18 protein-coding genes are annotated in these 20299 nt (G+C 71.8%); 9 read left to right on the top strand and 9 right to left on the bottom strand.

All coding sequences use genetic code 11. The features are described from left to right. Position 1 precedes the first annotated feature (1 nt). Positions 2-2002 carry a caspase family protein gene (locus tag OG344_RS26115; protein ID WP_405085355.1) on the top strand — a complete coding sequence of 667 codons (2001 nt, stop codon included), beginning with the start codon at positions 2-4 and terminating at the stop codon, positions 2000-2002. Here OG344_RS26115 and OG344_RS26110 read toward each other — a convergent pair. The 3 genes from OG344_RS26110 to OG344_RS26100 form a co-directional block, all read right to left on the bottom strand. Continuing rightward, positions 1960-2166 (bottom strand): hypothetical protein, encoded by a 207-nt coding sequence (locus tag OG344_RS26110; protein WP_405085354.1) that lies wholly within the window; start codon positions 2164-2166, stop codon positions 1960-1962. The genes OG344_RS26115 and OG344_RS26110 overlap by 43 nt on opposite strands. Continuing rightward, positions 2163-3551, bottom strand: a complete 1389-nt coding sequence (locus tag OG344_RS26105; RefSeq protein WP_405085353.1) for a sensor histidine kinase — start codon at positions 3549-3551, stop codon at positions 2163-2165. Before OG344_RS26105 ends, OG344_RS26110 begins: the two co-directional genes overlap by 4 nt. Positions 3552-3633: 82 nt before the next feature. Beyond that, positions 3634-4539, bottom strand: coding sequence for a hypothetical protein (locus OG344_RS26100; protein WP_405085352.1), 906 nt, complete (start codon positions 4537-4539; stop codon positions 3634-3636). A 273-nt stretch (positions 4540-4812) separates the two neighbouring features. Here OG344_RS26100 and OG344_RS26095 point away from each other — a divergent pair, with 273 nt between their 5' ends. Then, on the top strand, positions 4813-5580 hold the full coding sequence (locus OG344_RS26095; RefSeq protein ID WP_405085351.1) for a TSUP family transporter: 768 nt from the start codon (positions 4813-4815) through the stop codon (positions 5578-5580). A 60-nt stretch (positions 5581-5640) separates the two neighbouring features. Here OG344_RS26095 and OG344_RS26090 read toward each other — a convergent pair whose 3' ends face one another. From OG344_RS26090 to OG344_RS26080, 3 genes are all read right to left on the bottom strand, one after another. After that, positions 5641-6879: an MFS transporter gene (locus OG344_RS26090; protein WP_405085350.1), complete on the bottom strand. Its 1239-nt coding sequence runs from the start codon at positions 6877-6879 to the stop codon at positions 5641-5643. Positions 6880-7064: 185 nt separating this feature from the next. Beyond that, positions 7065-7826, bottom strand: a complete 762-nt coding sequence (locus OG344_RS26085; RefSeq protein ID WP_405085349.1) for a DeoR/GlpR family DNA-binding transcription regulator — start codon at positions 7824-7826, stop codon at positions 7065-7067. An 88-nt stretch (positions 7827-7914) separates the two neighbouring features. After that, positions 7915-8280: a metalloregulator ArsR/SmtB family transcription factor gene (locus tag OG344_RS26080; RefSeq protein ID WP_405085348.1), complete on the bottom strand. Its 366-nt coding sequence runs from the start codon at positions 8278-8280 to the stop codon at positions 7915-7917. 109 nt (positions 8281-8389) lie between these two features. On the opposite strand from OG344_RS26080, the gene OG344_RS26075 reads away from it, so the two are divergent. Together OG344_RS26075 and OG344_RS26070 are read left to right on the top strand one after the other, a co-directional pair. Next, on the top strand, positions 8390-8857 hold the full coding sequence (locus OG344_RS26075) for an ArsI/CadI family heavy metal resistance metalloenzyme (protein ID WP_327045906.1): 468 nt from the start codon (positions 8390-8392) through the stop codon (positions 8855-8857). A gap of 111 nt (positions 8858-8968) precedes the next feature. Then, entirely contained in the window at positions 8969-9670 is a 702-nt protein-coding gene (locus OG344_RS26070) for a Clp protease N-terminal domain-containing protein (RefSeq protein ID WP_405085347.1), read from the top strand. Between the two features lie 762 nt (positions 9671-10432). On the opposite strand, the gene OG344_RS26065 is transcribed toward OG344_RS26070, so the two are convergent. After that, the gene (locus OG344_RS26065; RefSeq protein ID WP_405085346.1) at positions 10433-11887 is read right to left on the bottom strand and encodes a nitrilase-related carbon-nitrogen hydrolase; all 1455 of its coding nucleotides are present in this window, start codon (positions 11885-11887) and stop codon (positions 10433-10435) included. Positions 11888-12116: 229 nt separating this feature from the next. On the opposite strand from OG344_RS26065, the gene OG344_RS26060 reads away from it, so the two are divergent. Then, on the top strand, positions 12117-12668 hold the full coding sequence (locus OG344_RS26060; protein ID WP_405085345.1) for a hypothetical protein: 552 nt from the start codon (positions 12117-12119) through the stop codon (positions 12666-12668). A 117-nt stretch (positions 12669-12785) separates the two neighbouring features. Next, complete coding sequence (locus OG344_RS26055; protein ID WP_405085344.1) at positions 12786-15845, top strand: Tn3 family transposase; 3060 nt, start codon at positions 12786-12788, stop codon at positions 15843-15845. Positions 15846-15896: 51 nt separating this feature from the next. On the opposite strand, the gene OG344_RS26050 is transcribed toward OG344_RS26055, so the two are convergent. Beyond that, positions 15897-16514: an AAA family ATPase gene (locus OG344_RS26050; RefSeq protein ID WP_405085343.1), complete on the bottom strand. Its 618-nt coding sequence runs from the start codon at positions 16512-16514 to the stop codon at positions 15897-15899. Positions 16515-16620: 106 nt separating this feature from the next. Continuing rightward, positions 16621-17595, bottom strand: coding sequence for a tyrosine-type recombinase/integrase (locus OG344_RS26045; RefSeq protein WP_405085342.1), 975 nt, complete (start codon positions 17593-17595; stop codon positions 16621-16623). 190 nt (positions 17596-17785) lie between these two features. On the opposite strand from OG344_RS26045, the gene OG344_RS26040 reads away from it, so the two are divergent. From OG344_RS26040 to OG344_RS26030, 3 genes are all read left to right on the top strand, one after another. Beyond that, entirely contained in the window at positions 17786-18397 is a 612-nt protein-coding gene (locus tag OG344_RS26040) for a sensor histidine kinase (RefSeq protein ID WP_405085341.1), read from the top strand. A gap of 4 nt (positions 18398-18401) precedes the next feature. Beyond that, positions 18402-19082, top strand: a complete 681-nt coding sequence (locus tag OG344_RS26035; protein ID WP_327045901.1) for a response regulator transcription factor — start codon at positions 18402-18404, stop codon at positions 19080-19082. A 102-nt stretch (positions 19083-19184) separates the two neighbouring features. Then, positions 19185-20177, top strand: coding sequence for a transcriptional regulator (locus tag OG344_RS26030; protein ID WP_327045900.1), 993 nt, complete (start codon positions 19185-19187; stop codon positions 20175-20177). Positions 20178-20299: the final 122 nt, after the last annotated feature.

Genomic DNA, 20299 nt, shown 5'->3' with positions numbered 1-20299 from the left:
TATGAGCCGTCGGTTCGCCCTGCTGATCGCCAGCTACGCGTACGACGATCCGGGACTACGACAGCTGACCGCTCCGGCGCACGACGCGGAGGCGCTGGCCGCTGTGCTCCGCGATCCGGAGATCGGTGGGTTCGAGGTTGTCACGCTGGTGAACGAGCCGAACCACCGCGTCGGAGAGGCCATCGGCGACTTCTACCGCGATCGGCGGGGCGACGACCTGACCCTGCTCTACTTCACGGGTCACGGACTCAAGGACGACGACGGCCGGCTCTACCTGGCGACGCGCAACACCCGGCGCGACAGCCTGATCTTCACCGCCCTCTCCGGTGAGCAGATTGATCGCGCGATGGAGGCGTGCGTGTCGCGCCGGAAGGTCCTGATCCTCGACTGCTGCTACAGCGGGGCCTACCCGGCCGGGCGGCTGACCAAGGCTGGAGGCGAGGTGCATGCGCTCGACCACTTCCGGGGCCGCGGCCGCACCGTCCTCACGGCCTCGGACGCCACGCAGTACGCTTTCGAGGGCGACCAACTGCACGGGAACGCGCCGCAGTCGGTGTTCACGCGTCACCTCGTGGAGGGGCTCCGTACGGGCCGCGCCGACCTGGACGGCGACGGCGATATCGCGCTCGATGAACTGTACGGCTATGTCTACGACCGGGTTGTGGCCGAGATGCCGCAACAGCGTCCCAAACGGCAGGACAACGTCGAAGGTCGCACCGTCATCGCGCGGAACGTCAACTGGTCGCTGCCCCTGCACGTCAGCAACGCCCTGAGCAGCCCGATCGCCAGGGACCGACGGAACGCCCTGGACGCGCTCGACCATCTCCACCGGATCGGCAACGGCATGGTCCGGGCCCGCGTGCACACGGAACTCATACGCCTGGCCGACGACGACAGCCGGATCGTTTCCACCGCCGCGGCCGCCCGCCTGCAGGCCATCGGTCCTGAGTCCTCCGCGCCCGAAGCGAACCCCGAGCCCCAGATCTCGGCTGCGACCGCGCCCCCCTCCTCCGTATCCGCGGGGGTGGAGGAACCCACCGGTACCGTAAGGTCGCGGGACCTCGCCGATTCGGCAACGCTGGAGAACCCCCAGGGAACGCCTCCGCATCCGCGGTCCCCCAAGCCGTCACCAGCGGATTCACTCAGTGTGCCGGAAGCCTCCAAACCACCGCCTGGCCGGCGGCGGCGTCTCGTGGACCGGCCGGACAAGCTGGTCGCATCGGACCGCATGCAGCGTGGCCGTGCCGCCGGCGGCAGGCTACCTTTCCCCGTGATGGGCGAGGCCGTAGGCGTACCGGTAGCGCACGACCCCGCTGCTTCACCGGGACCTGTTGAGACCGCGCCGAAGACGCCTCCACCTCCGTCGTCAGGCCGTCCGTCGTCCGGGCAGACGACGGCAGGCCGCCCGGCGCTCGCCCTGAACGTGCTGTTCGGCGTGACCATGCTGATCATGGCGACCAGCCATTCGAAGCCACACTCCCTCGCCTTCGTCACGGCCAGAACGATCGCCGAGGTGAGCCGGTCCCTCTGGCTGGTGGCGCTCGCGGCCGCCTTCGCGAGGTTCGTTCCGGGTAGGGGAGACCCCAGCCGCAGGCAGCGAGTGATGTTTCTGCCCCGTATCGCGGGGCTGCTCATCGCGGAGCTTGCGGCCGCCTTCGCGGGGTCGGCCCCCGATAGGGGGGACCCCAGCCGCGGGCAACGGGTACTTTTCCTGCTGGGTATCTCGGGGCTGCTCACCGCTGGGCTCATCGGGCTTCTCACGACGGGCAGCGACGTGTGGTGGGAACTGTACTTGTACGGCCTCGTGGGCGGTGTTCCTCTCCTTGTCCTTGCCGCGGCGGCCTGGTGGGCCTCGGTCCGGCCCGTCTCGGTGGTGGTGTCGATGGCGATCCTGCCGCTGACCTGGCTGATCGGGGTGCGCTACGAGCTGTACCTGCTGGGCCTGCCTGAACTGGTCTTCTACCTCGGCCTGACCAGGGTCGCCAGGACCCCCGGGAGCTGACCTCCGCTCGAGGCGGGCCAGACCGGGCTGGAAGACGCGCCGCACGCTATATGCCCGACCTCGCCCACGACGCTGAGGCCGGGCTCGGACTCGATGATGATCCGCAGTCCGGTGCGGATCAGGTCCTCGTCGTCGGCCACCAGCACGCCGATGCCGTCTGTCATGGCTCCGCCCGTCCGTCCTCGACACCCTCGTTCCCGCCCTCGCCCGGGCCCGGGAGACGCTCGGGGGAGCCGGCGGCGTCACCCCCGGGCAGGGGGATGCGGGCGTGGAACCGCCACGTCCCGTCGCCGCCGCCCGCCTCCATGCGACCCCCGAGCAGCGTCACCCGCTCCCGGACGCCGTCCAGCCCGTGGCCGGCCCTCCCGGCCCCGCCGCCGGATGCGTCGCCCGTCACGCCGCCGGCCCCGGCGGCCGAGCCACCCGGACCAGGCCCGGCCCGGCCGCGCCTGCGGGGCGGGTCCGCAGGCACCGCGTTGCGGACGCGCACCTCCAGGACCCGGTCGCGTACGCCGGCCACCACCTCGATCGGGCCCGCGCCGTGACGCATGGCGTTGGTCAGCGCCTCCTGCACCACCCGGTAGGCCTCCCGGGAGATCACGGGAGGAACGGCGGACAGGTCGCCCAGCCGCCGGGCGACCGGCCCGTCCCCGGTGCCGGCCGCGTCGAGCAACGCGGGAAGATCCACCAGGGACGGTTCCGGCGAGGACCGCCCGGCGCCCTCCCGCAGCACCCCGATGACGTGGTCGAGCTCGTCCAGCGCGCCGCGGGCGGACGCCTCGACGGCCTCCAGCGCCGCACGGGCCGCCGCGGGGTCGCGGTCGAGCACTCGGCCCGCGGCGGCGGCCTGCACCGTCACCACGCTGAGGGCGTGGCCCACCGAATCGTGCAGTTCCCGCGCCAGCCGGTTGCGCACGGCCAGCCGGCGGGCGGCCCGCTGCGCCAGGTCGAGCCGCTCGGCCGCCGAGGGCCCCAGAAACGCGGGGGCCAGGCGGGCGAGCAGCGCACCGGCGCCCGCCGCGAGGAAGCCCAGGCACACGAGCACGGCCAACGCAGCGGGCGGCCCCCACATCGTCGCCCGGCCGGCCCGGAGCCCCGGGTCCACCAGCCCCAATCGATCGCCGGACAACGGCAGGACCGTCAGCCATAGCGCGAACGGCACCGTCGCCAGGGCCAGCCCGCTCAGCACACCGCCGATTCCCAGGTGCAGGGTGAACCACGCCGCGGTGCGGCGCCGCTCCGGCCAGGTGCGCCGTACAGGTGACGGCGGCGGCTCAACGACCGCGCCCAGCAGTGCCCGGGCGAGCGCCACCTCGAAGGCCCGGACCGGCAGGAACAGCCCCGACACGGCCACCACGGGGAGCACGGCGACGAAGATCAACGGCTGTACCGACAGCAGCGGGTCGCCGGCACTCCGCGTCGGTCGCCAGATCGCCGTCGCGACCTCCCCGGCCATCATGTACGGCATGAGCAGCGCCCCGCCGACGATCAGGCAGGCCCACCTGCGGTAGGCGACCCTGCCGAGGAACGGGGCGAGGACGCGTCTCATGCTCCGATGGTCCCGCGTCCCCGGCGCGTGGCGTGCCGACCTGTTGTGACTTCCTCTGTGGCTCCCTTTCCGGCTCCCACGGTCACCGTCGGCTCAGTGTGATCGTCTCTGCCCCGCCCCGCGCGGCCCGCCCCTGCCAGGGGCGCCCCCGGCCGCAGCCGCGGCAGACGCCCCTGGTGCGGTAGTGGTAACCCACGGCCGCCGTGCCCATGGCGAATCCCCAGGCGAGGAACCAGGGATAGACGACGTCGAACACCCAGGGGGAGATGCTCATCTCCGGCTCCGGTGCGAGGCCGAGCGCGACCGCGACGCGCAGTCCGGTGCCGAGGACTCCGACCGGGATCAACATCACGCAGCCGACGGAGGCGGCGGTCAGCGGCATCCACCGCGGCATGCGCGGCGGCGGACGCCAGGTGCGGGCGAAACCGAGCCCGAGCGCCATGCCGATGAGCGCCAGCACCCCCGTGTCGCCCAAACCAGGGGTCCACAGGTGCACCTCCCCGAACGCCCGGGGATTCGTGAGACCGAACGTGCCCCCGAGGCCCCACTGCACCTTCAGCGCGCCGTACCCCGTGGCGAGCAGCGCCGTGAGGTACCCGGCGCCGACGCTCGCCGCCTGCCACGTCTCCCGGCCCCCGACGGCGGAAGACGTGCGGCCGGCGACGGCGCGCGGCGCCGGCCGGCCGCAGCGCGCGCACGCGCCACGCGCCCGGCGGTGACGCCGTACGGTCACGGCGAGCAGCGCCGCGCCGGCACCCAGCGCGGCGGCGCGGGCGGCGGCCGCCGGCCATTCGACCCCCAGATCGACGACGGGGCTCTCCCCGGTGACCGCCGAGATGCCCGCCATGATCCCGCCCACGATGTCGAAGGCGATGCCGCTCGCCCCGAACCCCGCGAGCGCGAGCCCGGCGAGGGCTCCCCCGGCGGTGGCGAGTGCGCCAGGGGGTTGTGGTGGGGATTCCCGGTCACGGGCAGATGCCGTTGTCATGAATCCAGGCTCGCGCGGGCGCGCTCGCCGGGCCTCCCCGCCGGGCGGGATTCACCTCCCCCATACGGGGGAGAGAGGCTCACCTCCGACCCCCATGGCCCCTTGTGCGGAGCGACCGCAGCCGGGCGCCGCCGGCGAGACGGCGCGGAGACCCCGGAGGGGATCTTCGCCGGTGCCGGGATGACGGCCGCCCGCTAGGCTCGGCCCTGTCAGCCGCTGGTCAAGCGTGGGCCGAGCAATGGGCAGGCGGGGGCAAAAGGGGGACGGAGGCGCATGCACGCCGGGCAGATCGTGCTGCTGCTGCTCGCCGCGGTGGCCGCCGGGTGGGTCGACGCCGTCGTCGGCGGCGGGGGCATGCTGCAGCTTCCGGTGCTGCTGCTGGCCGGTGTCCCGCCGGTCCAGGCGCTGGCGACGAACAAGTCCGCCGCCATCTTCGGCACCGCCTCGGCGGCCGTGACCTACGCCCGCAGGACGAAACTGGACCGCGCCGTGGCCGTGCCCGCCGGGGCGCTGGCGGTCGCCTTCGCCGGTCTCGGCGCCGCGTCGGCGGCCCTGCTCGACGCCGCCGTGCTGAAGCCGCTGGTCATGGTCGTGCTGCTGGGAGTGGCCGCGTTCGTGACCCTGCGGCCGGCGTTCGGCCGCCTGCCCCAGCCGCACCTGCGTACCCGCGGGCGGGTCGCGGCGGCGCTGGTCGTCTCCGGCATGGCGATCGCCTACTACGACGGCATCCTCGGGCCGGGCACCGGGACGTTCCTGCTCATCGCGTTCACCTCGATCCTCGGCATGGACTTCGTCCACGCCTCGGCCACGGCGAAGGTCATCAACACCGGCACGAACCTCGGCGCCCTCGCCGTCTTCGCCGCCCAGGGGCACGTCCTGTGGGCCGTGGGGCTGTCCATGGCCGCCTGCAACATCGCCGGGGCGCAGATCGGCGCCCGGATGGCGCTCAGCCGCGGTTCGGGGTTCGTCCGGGCCGTCCTGCTGTGCGTGGTGGCCGCCCTGGTCGCCAAGCTCGCCTACGACCAGTTCCTCGCCCCCTGATCACCCCGGATCACCCCTGTTCCCCACGGCGCCGTCCGGGCCTCTCGCCGGCGTACCCGGCTACGGTCTCTTCGGTGACGTCAGGGTCGCCCGCACCTGATCGGCGGGCTCGCGCCGCGGCGCCCGTACCGCCGGCGCCGCGAGGGCGACCAACAGTGCGAGCAGGGCGGGCGCCAGCAACGCGTACGGAAGGGTGACGGCCTCCGCCAGGCCGCCGATGAGCACCGGGCCGGTGAGGAAACCGGTGTAGCCGAGGCTCGCCACGGCCGCCAGCGCCCGGCCCGACTGCGCGGGGTCGCGGTGCCCGGCGGCCGAGAACACCTGCGGGATGATGCACGACAGGCCCGCGCCGAACAGCCCGAACGCCACGACCCCGGCGACCGGGCGACCGGCGAGGATCCCGGCCGCGAGCCCCGCCCCGGCGAGCAGCCCGCAGCAGCGCACCAGCGTGACCGGGCCCAGCCAGGCGGCGAGACGGTCTCCGGCGAACCGCCCGGCCGTCATCATGATCGAGAAGGCGGCGTACGCCGCGGCGGCGAAGCCGGGGGAGGACCCCAGGTCGTCACGCAGGTAGACCGATCCCCAGTCGGCCGAGGCGCCCTCGCCGATCATGCAACAGAACGCCAGGACGCCGAGGAACAGCACGCCGCCGCCGACGCGACGCCGGGCCGGGCCGCTTCCCGTGGGTGTGGCCGGGGCGACCGGTGTCGTGCGCCCCGGCGGGGCGTCGCGCAGCGCCCAGCGGGCGCTCAGCAGCGCGACGAGCAGGATGACCACCCCCATCGACGCGAACGTCAGGCCCGGGCTCACCTCGGCGTGGGCGAGCAGCCCACCCGCGGACGCCCCCGCGAACCCGCCGACGCTGAACACCGCGTGGAAGGACGACAGGATAGGCCTGCCGTAGGCCCGCTCGACCACGACGGCGTTGGCGTTCATCGCGACGTCGAGGGTGCCCTGCACCGCGCCGAAGACGAACAGGGCGAACGCGAGCGCCGGCAGGTTCGGGGCATACGCGGGGAGCACGAGGACGACGCCCTGCGCGACGGCCACCGGCAGCATCGTCCGGTAACTGCCGTACCGGTCCACCAACCGGCCGACGATCTGCATGCCGGTGATCGCGCCGGCGGCGATGCCGAGCAGTCCCAGGCTCAGCGCGCCGTCACTGAGCCGCAGGTCGGCCTTGATCGCGGGGATCCGGCTGGTCCACGTGCCGATGGCCATCCCCGACAGCAGGAACAGCCCGTAGACGGCAACCCGGGCGCGTACGAGCGCCGGACGGGCGGGGGCGGACAGAGCCATGTCGCATCGCTCCTCGAAGGCGGTGGTCGTCGGCAGGACCCGGGCGGCGGCCAGGCCGGGTGGAGTGGACTGAGCGGCCGGAGGCGTGGCGGTGTTCGGACGAACGTCGACATGTGTGCGATCGATCACGCCCGGCGTGCGTGCGGGACGGGCGGAATCACGTGTCCTGCCGCGGCGGGGATCTGTCAGGGAACGGAGGCCACGGCCGGGACCGTGCGTACGGTGACCCCGGCGGCGGCGAGGGCGTCGTGCTGGTCCTTGGGAATGCCGTCGTCGGTGACGACGACGTCGAGCCGGTCGAGTCCGCAGACCGCGCCGAACGCCGTCCGGTTGAACTTACCCGAGTCGCAGACCACCACCACCCGGCGGGCCGAGGCGATCGCGGCCTGCTTGATGGCCACTTCGGGCAGGTCGTGCGCGGTCAGTCCGTGCTCGGCGGACAGCCCGCAGCAGCCGACGACCGCGGTGTCGAACCGCAGGGCCTTGATGGACGCCTCCGTGAGCGGGCCGACGAAGTTCATCTCACCGTGGCGCACCTCTCCGCCGGGCAGCACGAGACGGACGCGGGGCGCGGCGGCGAGTTCCTGCGCCGCCTGAAGCGCGAGCGGCAACACGGTCAGCCGCCGATCGCGTACGACCCGGGCGACCTCCAGCGCGGTCGTGCCGCCGTCCAGCACCACGGCCTCGCCGTCGGCCAGCAGGGCGGCGACCTCCGCGGCGATACGCCGCTTGGCATCGACCGCCTCACGCTCACGCACCCCGAACGGCGGCTCCTCGCCGCGCAGCAGCAGGCTCAGCGCACCGCCGCGGACCCGGCGGACCACGCCCTGCTGGGCGAGTTCGTCAAGGTCGCGGCGGATGGTCATCTCCGAGACCCCGTATGCCAGTGCCAACTCGGCCACGGAGACGCTGTCGGTGGTGCGCAGCGCATTCATGATCGCACGCATGCGATCGGCACCTTCCATGTGTTCATTTGAACACAGGCTCTGTACGAGAGCAAACTAAATCTACTTTGTAAGGCCGACGGGATTTTTCCTACGCCGGGCCGATCAGCGCCGACATCCGGGCCAGTACGCCGGAGTTGACCCGGTAGTACACCCAGGTGCCCCGGCGTTCGGAGCCGATGAGTCCGGCCTGCCTGAGCACCTTGAGGTGGTGGCTGATCGTCGGCGGGGTGAGGTCGAAGGCGGCCGTGAGGTCGCACACGCACGCCTCGCCGCCCTCGTGGCAGGCGATCAGCGACAGCAGGCGCAGTCGTACGGGATCGGCGATGGCCTTGAACAGCGGCGCGAGCTCCACGGCCTCGCGCTCCGGCAACGGCTCGCATGCCAGCGGCGCGCAGCACGCCACGGCGGACCCATCCACGCCCCCGTCGGCGAGAGGCGGCTCTTGCTTTGGCATGTCTCTAATTTGACACAGCTCTATGCAGGGATACAAAGTGCCCATAGGTTGATTAGACAGTCATCGAAGCAGCGGGCTTGCCTGCGCTTCACGGTTCGCGGAGGAATCCATGTCGCGTGTCCAACTCGCCCTGCGCGTCGCCGACCTGGAGGGGTCGATCGCCTTCTACTCGAAGCTGTTCGGCGTCGAGCCCGCCAAGCGGAGGCCCGGTTACGCCAACTTCGCCGTCACCGAACCGCCGCTGAAGCTGGTGCTGCTGGAAGGCGAGCAGGGCGAGCCCACCCGGATGGACCACCTCGGCGTGGAGGTCGAGGACACCGCCCAGGTCGAGGCCGCGACCGAGCGGCTCAGGGAGGCCGGCCTCGCGACCTTCGAGGAGAACGACACCACCTGCTGCTACGCCCTGCAGGACAAGGTGTGGGTGCACGGCCCGGGAGGCGAGCCCTGGGAGGTGTACGTGGTCAAGGCCGACGCGGACGCCATCGGCACGAGCGCGACGGTGGCCGCGGGCGATGATGCCGGCTGCGGCGTCTCCGAGGAGAAGGGGGACGGCGGCGGGCCGGGCGGTTCATGCTGACCGGCTCCCGGAAAGTGATCGGGAAGCGGCTTCGCGGCCCGGGCCGGACAGGGCCGGAACGTGCGTCAATTACGGATTGACGATCGAAAATCGTCAAGCTACGGTTGACGCATGAGTCCACTCAACATCAGCCTCGCCGACCTCATCGCCCGCCTCGACGAGGAGCTCCCCGACGCCGACCATCTGGCCCGCATCAGCGAGGCGCAGCTGCGTGCCAAGACCCTGTCCGACCTCGCCGACCAGCTCGTCGGCCACTACGTCGGCAAGGCCAAGCAGGCCGGCGCGTCGTGGAGCGAGGTCGGCGACGCCATCGGGGTGTCCAAGCAGGCCGCCCAGCAGCGCCACGCGCCCAACGTGTTCGACCGGTTCACCGACCTGAACCGGCACAGCATCGTGCTGGCGCAGGAGGCCGCACGGACGCACAAGCACGACTTCATCGGCACCGAACACCTCCTGCTCGGCCTGCTCGGCGAACCCCGGGGCATGGCGTACGAAGTGCTGACGGCGAAGGCCGGGTCGGAGCAACGCGTCCGCGACGCGATCGGGGAGGCGCTGCCGCCGGCCGGGCAGAAGGCGCTGCGGGGTCACATCGCGTTCCGGCCGGAGGGCAAGGAGGCCCTTGAGCAGGCGTCCCGCGCGTCGGCCGACCTCGGCCACGACTGGGTCGGCACGGAGCACACGCTGCTGGGCCTGATCCGCGTGGAGGAGAGCCCGGCCGCGCGGATCCTGCGCGACCTCGGCTTCACGTCGGACGAACTGCACGAGACGGTCAGGACCGAGACCGCCAAACGGTCCGCCGCCGGCGACGAGTAGGCCGGCCGGGACCGCAACCGACTCTTGAACGTGGGCCGTCCGGCGGGATGGGCGGGGTTGAAGAAGTTGGCCCACGCCTGCCGGTAGGTTCTCAGCACCGCTTGGGCCGCCTGGGCGGGCAGCCGCCCCATCCAGTCGATCTCCCGGCGGGCCTGCCGGATCGCCGCGTCGCAGTCCTTCACCGAGGCCAACCGGCCCTGCCGGAAGGTGCAGAACTCATGCAGCAGGTTCCACAGCGCGCGGGCGGCGTGCGCCTGACCGTCCAGCACCGCCACCTGGGCCGTGCTGAGGTCGAGACGCGCCACGTGCGCACGCGCCTGCCTGGCCACCTCCACACCCGGATCGTACCCCCGGGTTTACGCCACCGTGACGGAATCCACACCCTGAGTGGCCCCTCGATCTGCGGCGCGGACGCCAACCGCACTGAAGGGCGTCTCGGGCGGATCCCCAGCGAGATATACAGCGCTCCCGTCCGCTGGTACCCGTGGAGCGGGCACTTCTGGGTGCGGCTGCCACCGTGCCGCACGCGTGGGCAACGCACCGCTCACGGTCCTCATGCCGCGAGTGCCGCGGACAGACGTTTGGCCATCACGTGCTCCCGGGAGGGGAGGGGGGCCGCATACCTGCTTGTCAATCATCGAAAGCGTCTTCCGCGTCCGAGGCAACGGACCGGCGGGGGCCCGGTCCGGCGGCCTGCGTTTTCGTCCGCCGCCGGGGGCCTGGTGAGGAAACTTTCAGACCCCTCGGTGGCGATGGCGAGGGTCAGCGAGCCGCGGCCCGGAGGCGGGTCAGGGACACGAGCGCGAGCAGCAGCAGGAGAGCGCAGGCCCAGGCGAACCAGTCGCCGAACCTCGTGTAGAGCGTGTCGGCCGAGCCGCTGGGCAGCGCGGCGAGTACGGACACGAACGGCGTGTCCGCGCTGTGCGCCTCGGTCCGGATCCGGCCGTTGGCGTCGCTCACGACCAGGTCGCCGTCCCGCGCCGCACGCGCCACGGTGAGCCCGGTCTCGACGCCCCGGGTGACCGCCATCCTGCCATGCAGCCAGCGGTCCCGGTCGAAGTCCCAGGCGGGCACGAAGATCGCCGTGGCGCCGCTCCTGCGGTAGTCGCGCACCAGGCCGGGCAGATCGAGGTCGAAACAGATCATGATCCCCCAGCGGCGGCCCGAACCGGGCACGAATGCCTTCTGGTCGCCGGGCTGGAAGTCGCTCTCCAGCCCGGGGATGAGGTGGTGCTTGAAGTACTCGACCGGCCGGCTCCCGTCGGCGGGGAAGTCGACAGCGGCGTTGCGGAGCCCGCCGGGCCGCTTGAGGATCAGCCCGGCGATGATGTCGACGTGGTGGTCGGCGGCGAGCCGCGCCAGCGGCGCCGCCAGGAGGGGCAGCGTCGCGTCGTCGGCGACGAACACCTTCTCCGGCATGACCACGACCCGCGCGCCGCGTGCCGCGAGGCCCGGGATCCGCGCTGCGTACCGCCCGAGAAGGGCACGTCCCTCCGCCGAGGCGACCGGGACCGACCCGTTCCGGTCGGCGGCGAGCAGCGCCACCTTCTCCGAGCCCGGGCCTTTCCCGCCCGGGCCTTCCCCGTACGGCGGGCGCAGCCGCCAGGCGCCGTACCCCACCGCCAGGGTCAGGGTGATCACGGCGGCGACCGCCACCCGCAGCCGCCCGCCCGCCCGTGGTGCGAAGAACGCGGCGACGGCCGCGGGAACCCCGAGGACCAGGAACGTCACCCCCCACGGTCCGGTGACCGAGACGGTCTGCAGCACCGGAAGGACGTCGGCCTGGGTGTAGGCCATGCTCCACCATGCCCCGTTCGGCGACAGCACCGAGACCGCGTACTCGACGGTGACCCAGGCCGCCGGCACGACGGCGGCGGCCGCCAGCGGACGTCCCCTCAGCATCAGTGCCCGGGACGACAGGACGACCAGCCCGAACAGCAGCGCCGACCCGACGAGCATCGACGCGACCATCGGCGGCGGGATCCGCACCGAGTCGAGGAGGTAACCCCACATCGCCGTCTCGCCGCCGAGCCACGCGGCCGACGCCGCGAGGAACGCGGTGCGAGCGCCGGCGTGGTGGGCGAGGACGAGCACCGGCAGCGGTGCGAGCCAGGTGAGCCAGGGCACCGGTGTGAGCCCGGTGCCGAGATGCAACAGCGTCGCCGACAGCGCCGTGGCGGCGAGTGCCACGGCCAGACGCCGAATCGGTGAATTCATCGTGCAGCCTCCTTCTTCAGCCGCCCCGACCCTCCAGGACCCGGCCTGGACGCACATCACCGGCGGGAGCGATCCGAGGGCCGGTCGCAGGGACCGGGACCGCTCGGAGGGTCGTGGCAGCGGGTCTCGCTCGAAGGAGTGAGGCGGCAGTCAGCCGAGCGGTGGAGGCGGCGGCGGGGGCCGCGCGCATAGTCTTGCCGGGTTCTCTCAGACAACCCCGGAGCCGGTCATGCGGGTGAGCATCCTGAGTCCGTCAAGGGCCGACGTCGCGATCGCCGCCGTCGTCACCGTGATGACGGTGACCCCCGTCCTGGTTCCGTACCGGCAGCCGTGGTGGGCCGTGGCGCTCGCCGCCCTGATGTCGGTGCCCGTGCTGTGGCGGCGCCGCGCCATTCTCTCCGTCGGTGCGGTCGTGGGCTGCGCCACGACGGTCCTGGCGATCGCGGTGAAGCCGCTGCCGCACTCCGGGGCCCTGGTGCTGTTGCTGCCGTACGGCGTGCTCGTGTGCACCTACACGTTCGCGGCGGCGGACCTCTCCCGGGCACGGCGCGCCGGGGGCGTCGCGGGTCTCGCCGCCGGCGTGGCCGTGTCGCTCGTCGTCCCCCACGAGAATCTGGAGACCTACCGTTACCTCCTCACCGCGATCGTCGCCGCGTACGCCCTTGGTGTGGGCGCGCGGGCCCGGCGGGCCGGCCGGGAAGCCGAATGGGAGCGCGAAGCTCGCGTCCGTGAGGAACGTGCCGCCGCGGTCGCCCGCGAACGCACCCGGATCGGGGGTTGAGGAACATCGGAACGAAAACTGGCGCTAAGCCGCTGAGAGCGTTCAGGGCGGTTTGACCTGGCTTTTCCCGGGCCGGAGCCTTGCGCAGTCGTCTTCGTCGGCTGCGTGGAGGTTTCGATGCCGGTTGAGTTTCTGTCCAATGAGCAAGCTGCTGCCTACGGGGCGTTCGCCGAGGTTCCCTCACGCGCGGAGCTGGAGCGCTACTTCTTCCTCGATGACGCCGATCGCGCTCTGGTGGAGGCCAAGCGGCGGCCGCACAACCGGCTGGGCTACGCCCTGCAACTGACGGCGGTGCGCTACCTGGGCGTCTTCCCCGACGATGTGACCCAGGTGCCCGCGGCGGTGGCGGAGTATCTGGCCGCCCAGCTTGATATCACCGACGTGGGCTTGCTGAAGGAGTACGGGGCGCGGGAGAAGACCCGGTTCGAGCACATGTGGGAACTGCGCGCCGAGCTGGGATATCAGGACTTCGCCACGGCGGAGATCGAGCTTCGCTCCTGGGTGGATGCGCGTGCCTGGACGACCGGGGACGGCCCCAAGGCGTTGTTCGACGCCGCGGTGGGGTGGCTGCGCGAGCGGCGGGTGCTGCTTCCGGGGGTCAGTACGCTGGCGCGGCTGGTCGCGGGAGTGCGGGAGGCGACCACGCAGCGGTTGTGGGAGACGCTGTATGCCTTGCTGGACCCTGGCCAGCGCGCGGTGCTGGACGCGTTGTTGGAGGTTCCGGCCGGGGCGCGGGCCTCGGAGCTGGAGCGGTTGCGGCGCGCTGTGGTGCGGGTCTCGGGACCGCAGATGGAAAAAGCTCTGGCGCGGGCGGCCGAGATCGCCGGGCTGGGGTTCACCGAGGTGGATCTGTCGGGGGTGCCGCCGCGCAGGCTGGCGGAGCTGTCGCGCTACGGCATGGACGGTAAGGCGTCACTGCTGCGCCGCCATGCGGCCGCGCGGCGGTTGTCGACGCTGCTGGCCACGGTGGTGCACCTGACGACCAGGTCGGTCGATGACGCTTTGGACCTGCTGGATGTGTTGATCGCGACCAAGCTGCTGGCGCGCGCCGAGCGCGAGTCGACCAAGGCGAAGATCAAGGCGTTGCCGCGGATGGAGCGGGCCTCGGCGAAACTGGCCGCCGCGATGAGCGCCCTCATCGACGTCACCTCCGATCAGGTCGATTACGAGACCGGGGAGGTCGTGGCGCCGCCGGCGGCGGCCAGCGTGGAGGCGGTCTGGGAGCACATCGAGGCGGTGGTGCCGCGCCGGGAGCTGGCCGCGGCGATCGCGGCGGTGCTGGAGCTGGCGCCGCCGCTGGATTCGGATGCCGAAGAAGCCTGGCGGGCCCAGCTGGTCACCCGCTTTGCCACGGTGCGGCCGTTCTTGCCGGCGCTGACGCAGGTGGTGGACTTCGGCGCCACCCCGCAAGGAAGCCAGGTGCTGGCCGCGCTGCGCAGCCTGCCGGGCCTGCTGGGACGCAAGAAGGTCACCCCCGCCGAGATCGACACCGACCTGCTGGCCGGGTCCTGGCGGCGCCTGGTGCTCGCTTCCCCGCACGTGGAGACCGGATACGTGGACTGGAAGGCGTATGTGTTCTGCGTGCTGGAGACCTTCCACCGGATGCTGCGCCGCCGCGAGATCTTCGCCTGCAACTCCTCCAAGTGGGGCGATCCGCGCGCCAAACTGCTGGCCGGAACAGCATGGGAGGCCGCCCGCGACACCGTGCTGGCCAGCTTGAAGCTGCCCGCCGAAGCGGGTGATCACCTGGCCGATCGCGCCGCGCTGCTGGATGGCACCTACCGTGAGGTCGCCGCCCGGCTGCCAGCCAACACCCAGATCCGCTTCGGCGAGGACGGCCGCCTGCACCTGGCCGCGCTGGAGCCCGAGGCCGAACCGCCGAGCCTGCTGCGGCTGCGGGCCGCGGTGAACGCGATGCTGCCTGCGGTCGACCTGCCCGAGGTGCTGCTGGAGGTCTTCTCCTGGACCGGCGCCGACCGAGCCTTCACCTCCATCACCGGCGGTGAGGCCCGGCTGGCCGACCTGCACGTCACGATCGCCGCACTGCTGGTCGCCCACGGCTGCAACGTCGGCTACGCCCCGGTGATCGGCAACGCCGACGCGCTCACCCGCGACCGGCTCTCGCATGTGGATCAGACCTACCTGCGGCTGGCCACCTACCGGGCCGCCAACGCCGCCCTCATCACCGCCCAGGCCGACATCGGCCTGGCCCAGGCCTGGGGTGGAGGGCTGGTCGCCTCGGTCGACGGGATGCGCTTCGTCGTCCCGGTCCCCTCCATCTACGCCCGGCCCAACCCCAAGTACTTCGGTCGCCGCGCCGGCGCCACCTGGCTCAATCTCCTCAACGACCAGGCCGCCGGGCTCGGCGGCAAGGTCGTGGCCGGCACTCCGCGCGACTCGCTGTATGTCCTGGACGTGCTGTACGACCGCGACGGCGGCCGCCGCCCCGAGATGATCGTCACCGACACCGCCAGCTACTCCGACATCGTCTTCGGCCTGCTCACCCTCGCCGGCTACACCTACGCTCCCCAGCTCGCCGACCTGCCTGATGCCAAGATGTGGCGCATCGACACCACCGCCGACTACGGCCCCTTCGAGGTCGCCGCCCGCGGCCGGATCGACCTGGCCCGCATCGAGCGGCACTGGGAGGACATCTTGCGCATCATCGGCTCCATCCACACCGGTGCGGTGCGCGCCTACGACGTCATCCGGATGCTTTCGCGCGACGGCCGCCCCACTCCGCTGGCCGATGCGATCGCCCACTACGGACGCATCCACAAGTCCCTGCACATCCTGCGCCTGGCTGATGAGCCCGACTACCGCCGCCAGATCAAAGCCCAGGCCAACCTTCAAGAAGGCCGTCACGCCCTGGCGCGGAAGATCTTCCACGGCAAGAACGGCCAGCTCTACCAGAGCTACCACGAAGGTATGGAAGACCAGCTCGGCGCGCTCGGCCTGGTCCTCAACGCGCTGGTGCTGTTCAACACCCGCTACATGGACGCCGCCCTCACGCAGCTACGCGCCGAGGGCTTCGACGTGCGTGACGAAGACGTCGCCCGGCTGTCACCGTTCGTGCGCCGCCACATCAACATGCTCGGCCGCTACTCCTTCTCCCTCCCTGACCTGCCCGAAGGCCTGCGCCCTCTGCGTGATCCGGATACTTCTGACGGAGGATGAGGCTGTTTCGGCGCTAACCGTTTGGCTGTGGGATTGCAACAATCGACGTGGTCAGGCTGGCTTTCGCATCGTCCGCCGGAGCGTCTCAAAGGCAGTGGGGCGTGACAGGCCCGGCAGCGCATCGCGGATCTGGAGAGCGCACTCCCGCGGGCTGTGAACACTCGTGTCGACATCGAGGTCGTGCAGTTCGTGGGAGTGCACCTCGTGATACTGCAGGGCGGCCAACCCGCGCTGCCGGTCGCCGCGTTCGATCTCGCGGCGTTCCAGTTCAGCCAGCGGGCAGCGCACCCCGACCAGAACGGTGTTTTCGGGTACGAGCACATCAAGGAGATCCAGCAGCCGCCAGCGCCGACTGAGCGGGTAGTCGACGACCACGTTGTTCCCGGCCGCGGCCATGCCGGCAACGGCACGGTGGAAGCCCTTGACGGTGCGATCGATCTCGACCTGGAGATCTTTGTCGGCTATCTCGCGCTTGGAACGCATCGCGTGAAAGGCATCCACCGGCATGTGGAACCAGGTCCCGTCCAGGAGGTTGAGAAGTTCCCGGGCGATGCTGGTCTTGCCGGAGCTGGACGTGCCGTTGAGCAGGATGGTCATGCCTTCGGCCGCGGTATCGGGGATATGCGCGTGAGCCGGATCTACCATGTCAGGGGTCACGTCGATCGCCATGATGATGTCTTTCCGCCTCGCAGCTTCACGGTCCGTGATCTAAAGGACTGAAATATACGTTCGTTCCCGATCATCGCAGGCAAGGCGAAGGCCGTCGCCAGCGATGTCACCGGCGGGCATCTCCGGGCGCCAGAAGGCTGGTCACTTCGGCGATGGACTCCGGGGAGGGCTTGAAGTACCGGCGCAGATTCTCCGGTTTCTTGTGCCGGGACTTGGCCATCAGCATCAGCAGGCTCGCCCCGCTCTCGCCCAGATGGGTCAGCGAGGAGTGGCGGAACTCGTGCAGGTCCCACCCGGTGCCCGGCCCACCGAGCGCGGTGTGCTCATCGAGCAGTGCGCGGGCCTGCCCGTAGGACAGGCGGGCGCATCCGGTCAGGGGACACACATCCCGCGGGCCGACGACCTTGCCGGGGGCGGGTCGGCGGTGGGTGATGAACACCGGCCCGCGGGTGCGCCCCTTCAGCAGGCGCGGCAACAGCCGGGCGGTACCGGCATCCCAGTAAACGGCCTCCAGCACGAAGTCCTCCCGCACCTGGCCCCGGCGGCGCGACGTGGCGCGAGCGCCCTTGGCCTTCACTCGTACCCGGCGCCCGGCCAGATCCAGGTCCTCGATATTGACGCCCAGGATCTCCTCGGCGCGTCCCGCCGTCTCGTACAATATCCGGTAGAGGGTCTTCTCCCGCAGGCCGACCTCGCGGCGGGCGATCAGCCGGTCGACCGCCATCTTCGGATGCGCCGGGGTCTGGCTGTCGGGCACCGCCAGCCGCTTGGCCCACACCGGGACGGCCGGGGCCTCATGACCACGCTCGCGGCACCAGGCAAGCCAGGACAGCACCGACGCCCGCCGCGCATTCCAGGTGTTGACCGCCGCAGTGCCCCACATCGTCTCCAGGGCCTCGCCGATCTCCTCGTCGGCCACCGATGCCAGCGGCCGCACCTCGCCGAGCCGCTCGGCGGTCTTGCCCACCCCGATCGCGTAGTTGCGGACGGTGTTGGGGTTGCCGAGCGAGTCCAGGAAGGCGTCGGCCGCCGCCCGGACGATCAGTGCCTTCCCGGTCGGCAGACGCACCACGGCGGACACCGCTTCCCCCTTGCTACAGATAACGGGGCCGCTTCGCGTAGCGGTCGGCAGCCATCGCTCCACGTCACGATCAGCGATACCACAGATAATAGGGCGTTATCTGGGGGAAGACTTCAAGCCGCGCTCGCCACCGATGAGCCATCAACCACTCACCAGGGGCGATGAGGGCTTAGCGCCAGTTTTCGTTCCGATGTTCCTCAACCCCCGGATCGCCCGCGACATGCACGACATCGTGACCCACTCGGTCGGCCTCATGGTGATCCAGGCGGAGACCGGCCCGCTGGTGATGCGCGATCACCCGGAGAAGGCCGAGGCGGTCTTCGAGGCGATCGCGGCGGCGGGGCGGGACGCGATCGGCCAGCTCCGCCTGATCCTCGGCGCGCTGCGCGGAGGCGAGGGGCACGGTGGTCCGGCTCCGGCCCGGGCGCCGCACCCCGGGCTCGACGCCCTGCCCGGCCTGCTGGACAACGCCCGCCGGGCGGGCCTGGACGTCTCCGCCGACGTGCGGGGCGAGCCGCGGCGTCTTCCCTCGGGCGTGGACGTCGCCGCGTACCGGATCATCCAGGAGGCGCTGACCAACACGATCCGGCATGCCGGCGCGAGCACCGTCCGCGTAGGGGTCCGCTGGTCCGGTGACACCCTGGATGTCGAGGTCGCCGACGACGGCCGGGGCGGGCGGGAGCTACGGGAAGGACACGGCATGATCGGGATGCGGGAGCGGGTCACGGCGTGCGGCGGCCGGCTCACCGTCCGGCCGGGGGACCCGGGTCTCACCGTCACCGCGACCCTGCCGATCGGCTGACGGCATGCTGCGCGTGCTCGTCGCCGACGACCAGGACCTGTTCCGCGGCGGCTTCGCGATGATCCTCGGCGCCCATGACGACATCGCCGTGGTCGGCGAGGCGGCCGACGGCGCCGAGGCCGTCGCGAAGGCGGTCGAACTGGAGCCGGACGTGGTGCTCATGGACATCCGGATGCCCGGCGTGGACGGCGTCGAGGCCACCGCGCGGGTGTGTCGCAGGACCGGCGCGAAGGTGCTGGTCCTGACGATGTACGACGCCGACGAGTACGTCTACGACGCCCTGCGCGCCGGGGCCAGTGGCTTCCTGCTCAAGGACGTACGCCGGGACGACCTCGTGCGCGCCGTCCGCCTGGTGGCCGCGGGGGAGTCGCTGCTGGCTCCGGCGATCACCCGGCGCCTGGTCGCCGAGTTCGTCGGGCGTGGACGTGCCCGGCCCCGGCTGCGGCGGCGACTCGGTGAGCTCACGGACCGGGAGACGGACACGCTGCGGCTGCTCGCCCGGGGCCGGTCCAACGCCGAGATCGCCGCGGATCTGGTGGTCTCCGAGCACACGGTCAAAAGTCACGTGAGCAACCTGCTCACGAAACTGGACCTGCGCGACCGCGCCCAGGCCGTCGTCTTCGCGTACGAATCCGGCCTGGTCGTCGCCGGCGACCAGGAGATGTCCCGCGGCGACCGGCGCTGACGACCCGGTGCCGCGCATCGGCACCTCGCCCGGACCCGCACCCCGGTTCCGGGCGGGGCCGGATGTCTTGATCTACATTGTAAAGGTGACAGACTGGTCGACATGCGTGCCAGCCGGTTGCTGTCCCTGCTCCTGTTACTGCAAACCCGCGACAGGGTGACCGCCGCCGACCTCGCCGAAGAGCTCGAAGTGTCGGTCCGGACCGTCTACCGGGATGTCGAGGCGCTTTCCGCCGCCGGAGTGCCGGTGTACGCCGACCGCGGGCCGCTCGGCGGCTACCGGCTGCTCGACGGCTACCGCACCCGCCTGAACGGGCTGACCGCGGAGGAGGCGTCCTCGCTGTTCCTGGCGGGCCTGCCGGGGCCCGCCGCCGAGCTGGGGCTGGGCGAGTTCGCGGCGGCGGCGGAACTGAAGCTGCTGGCCGCGCTGCCGCCCGGGCCGCGGTCGCACGCGGCCCGGATGCGCGAGAGGTTCCACCTCGACGTGCCGGGGTGGTACCGCAGCACCGACGAGGCGCCGTTCCTCACGGAGGTCGCGCAGGCGGTGTGGGAGGAGCGGACGCTCCGTACGCGGTACCGCCGCTGGGGGCCGGCCGAGGTCGAACGCCTGCTGCATCCGTACGGCCTGGTGCTGAAGGGCGGCTCGTGGTATCTGGCCGCGGCCTGTTCCGGCACGGTGCGGACCTACCGGGTGAGCCGGATGATCGAGGCCGAGGTCCTCGGTGAGCGTTTCGAGCGGCCGCCGGACTTCGACCTCGCGCAGTTCTGGCGCGGCTTCGCCGAGGAGTTCGCCGCGCGCATGTACACCGCCGAGGCGGTCGTACGGCTCGCTCCGGGCGGGGAGGACCTGTTCCGTTACACCCTCGGCGGTGACGTCGCGGACAAGGCGCTGGCGAACGGGCACTCCGAGCCGGGCGGCTGGACGCGGCTGACGGTGCCGATCGAGTCGCCCACGCACGCGCGGTGGCTGCTGCTGCGCCTGGGCACCCTGGTCGAGGTGCTGGAACCGCCCGGGCTGCGCGCGCTGATGGCCGAGGCCGTCGCCGATCTGTCCCGCCTGTACGGCACGGAGCAGGAGCCCGGCACGGCCGGATGAGCCCATGTCAGCGAACGGCGTGCAGGCGATGGAACCACAACATCCCACCATCCCCGCATCCCGCGCTCGGTCTCCGGCGCGGCCCGGTCCGCTGAGACCCTGCCCGGGGCGCGGCGTACCGG

The organism is Microbispora sp. NBC_01389 (assembly GCF_045040095.1).
Lineage (GTDB): Bacteria > Actinomycetota > Actinomycetes > Streptosporangiales > Streptosporangiaceae > Microbispora.
The sequence above is the reverse complement of the archived record's forward strand: the minus strand, read 5'-3'. Positions and strand labels throughout refer to the sequence as shown.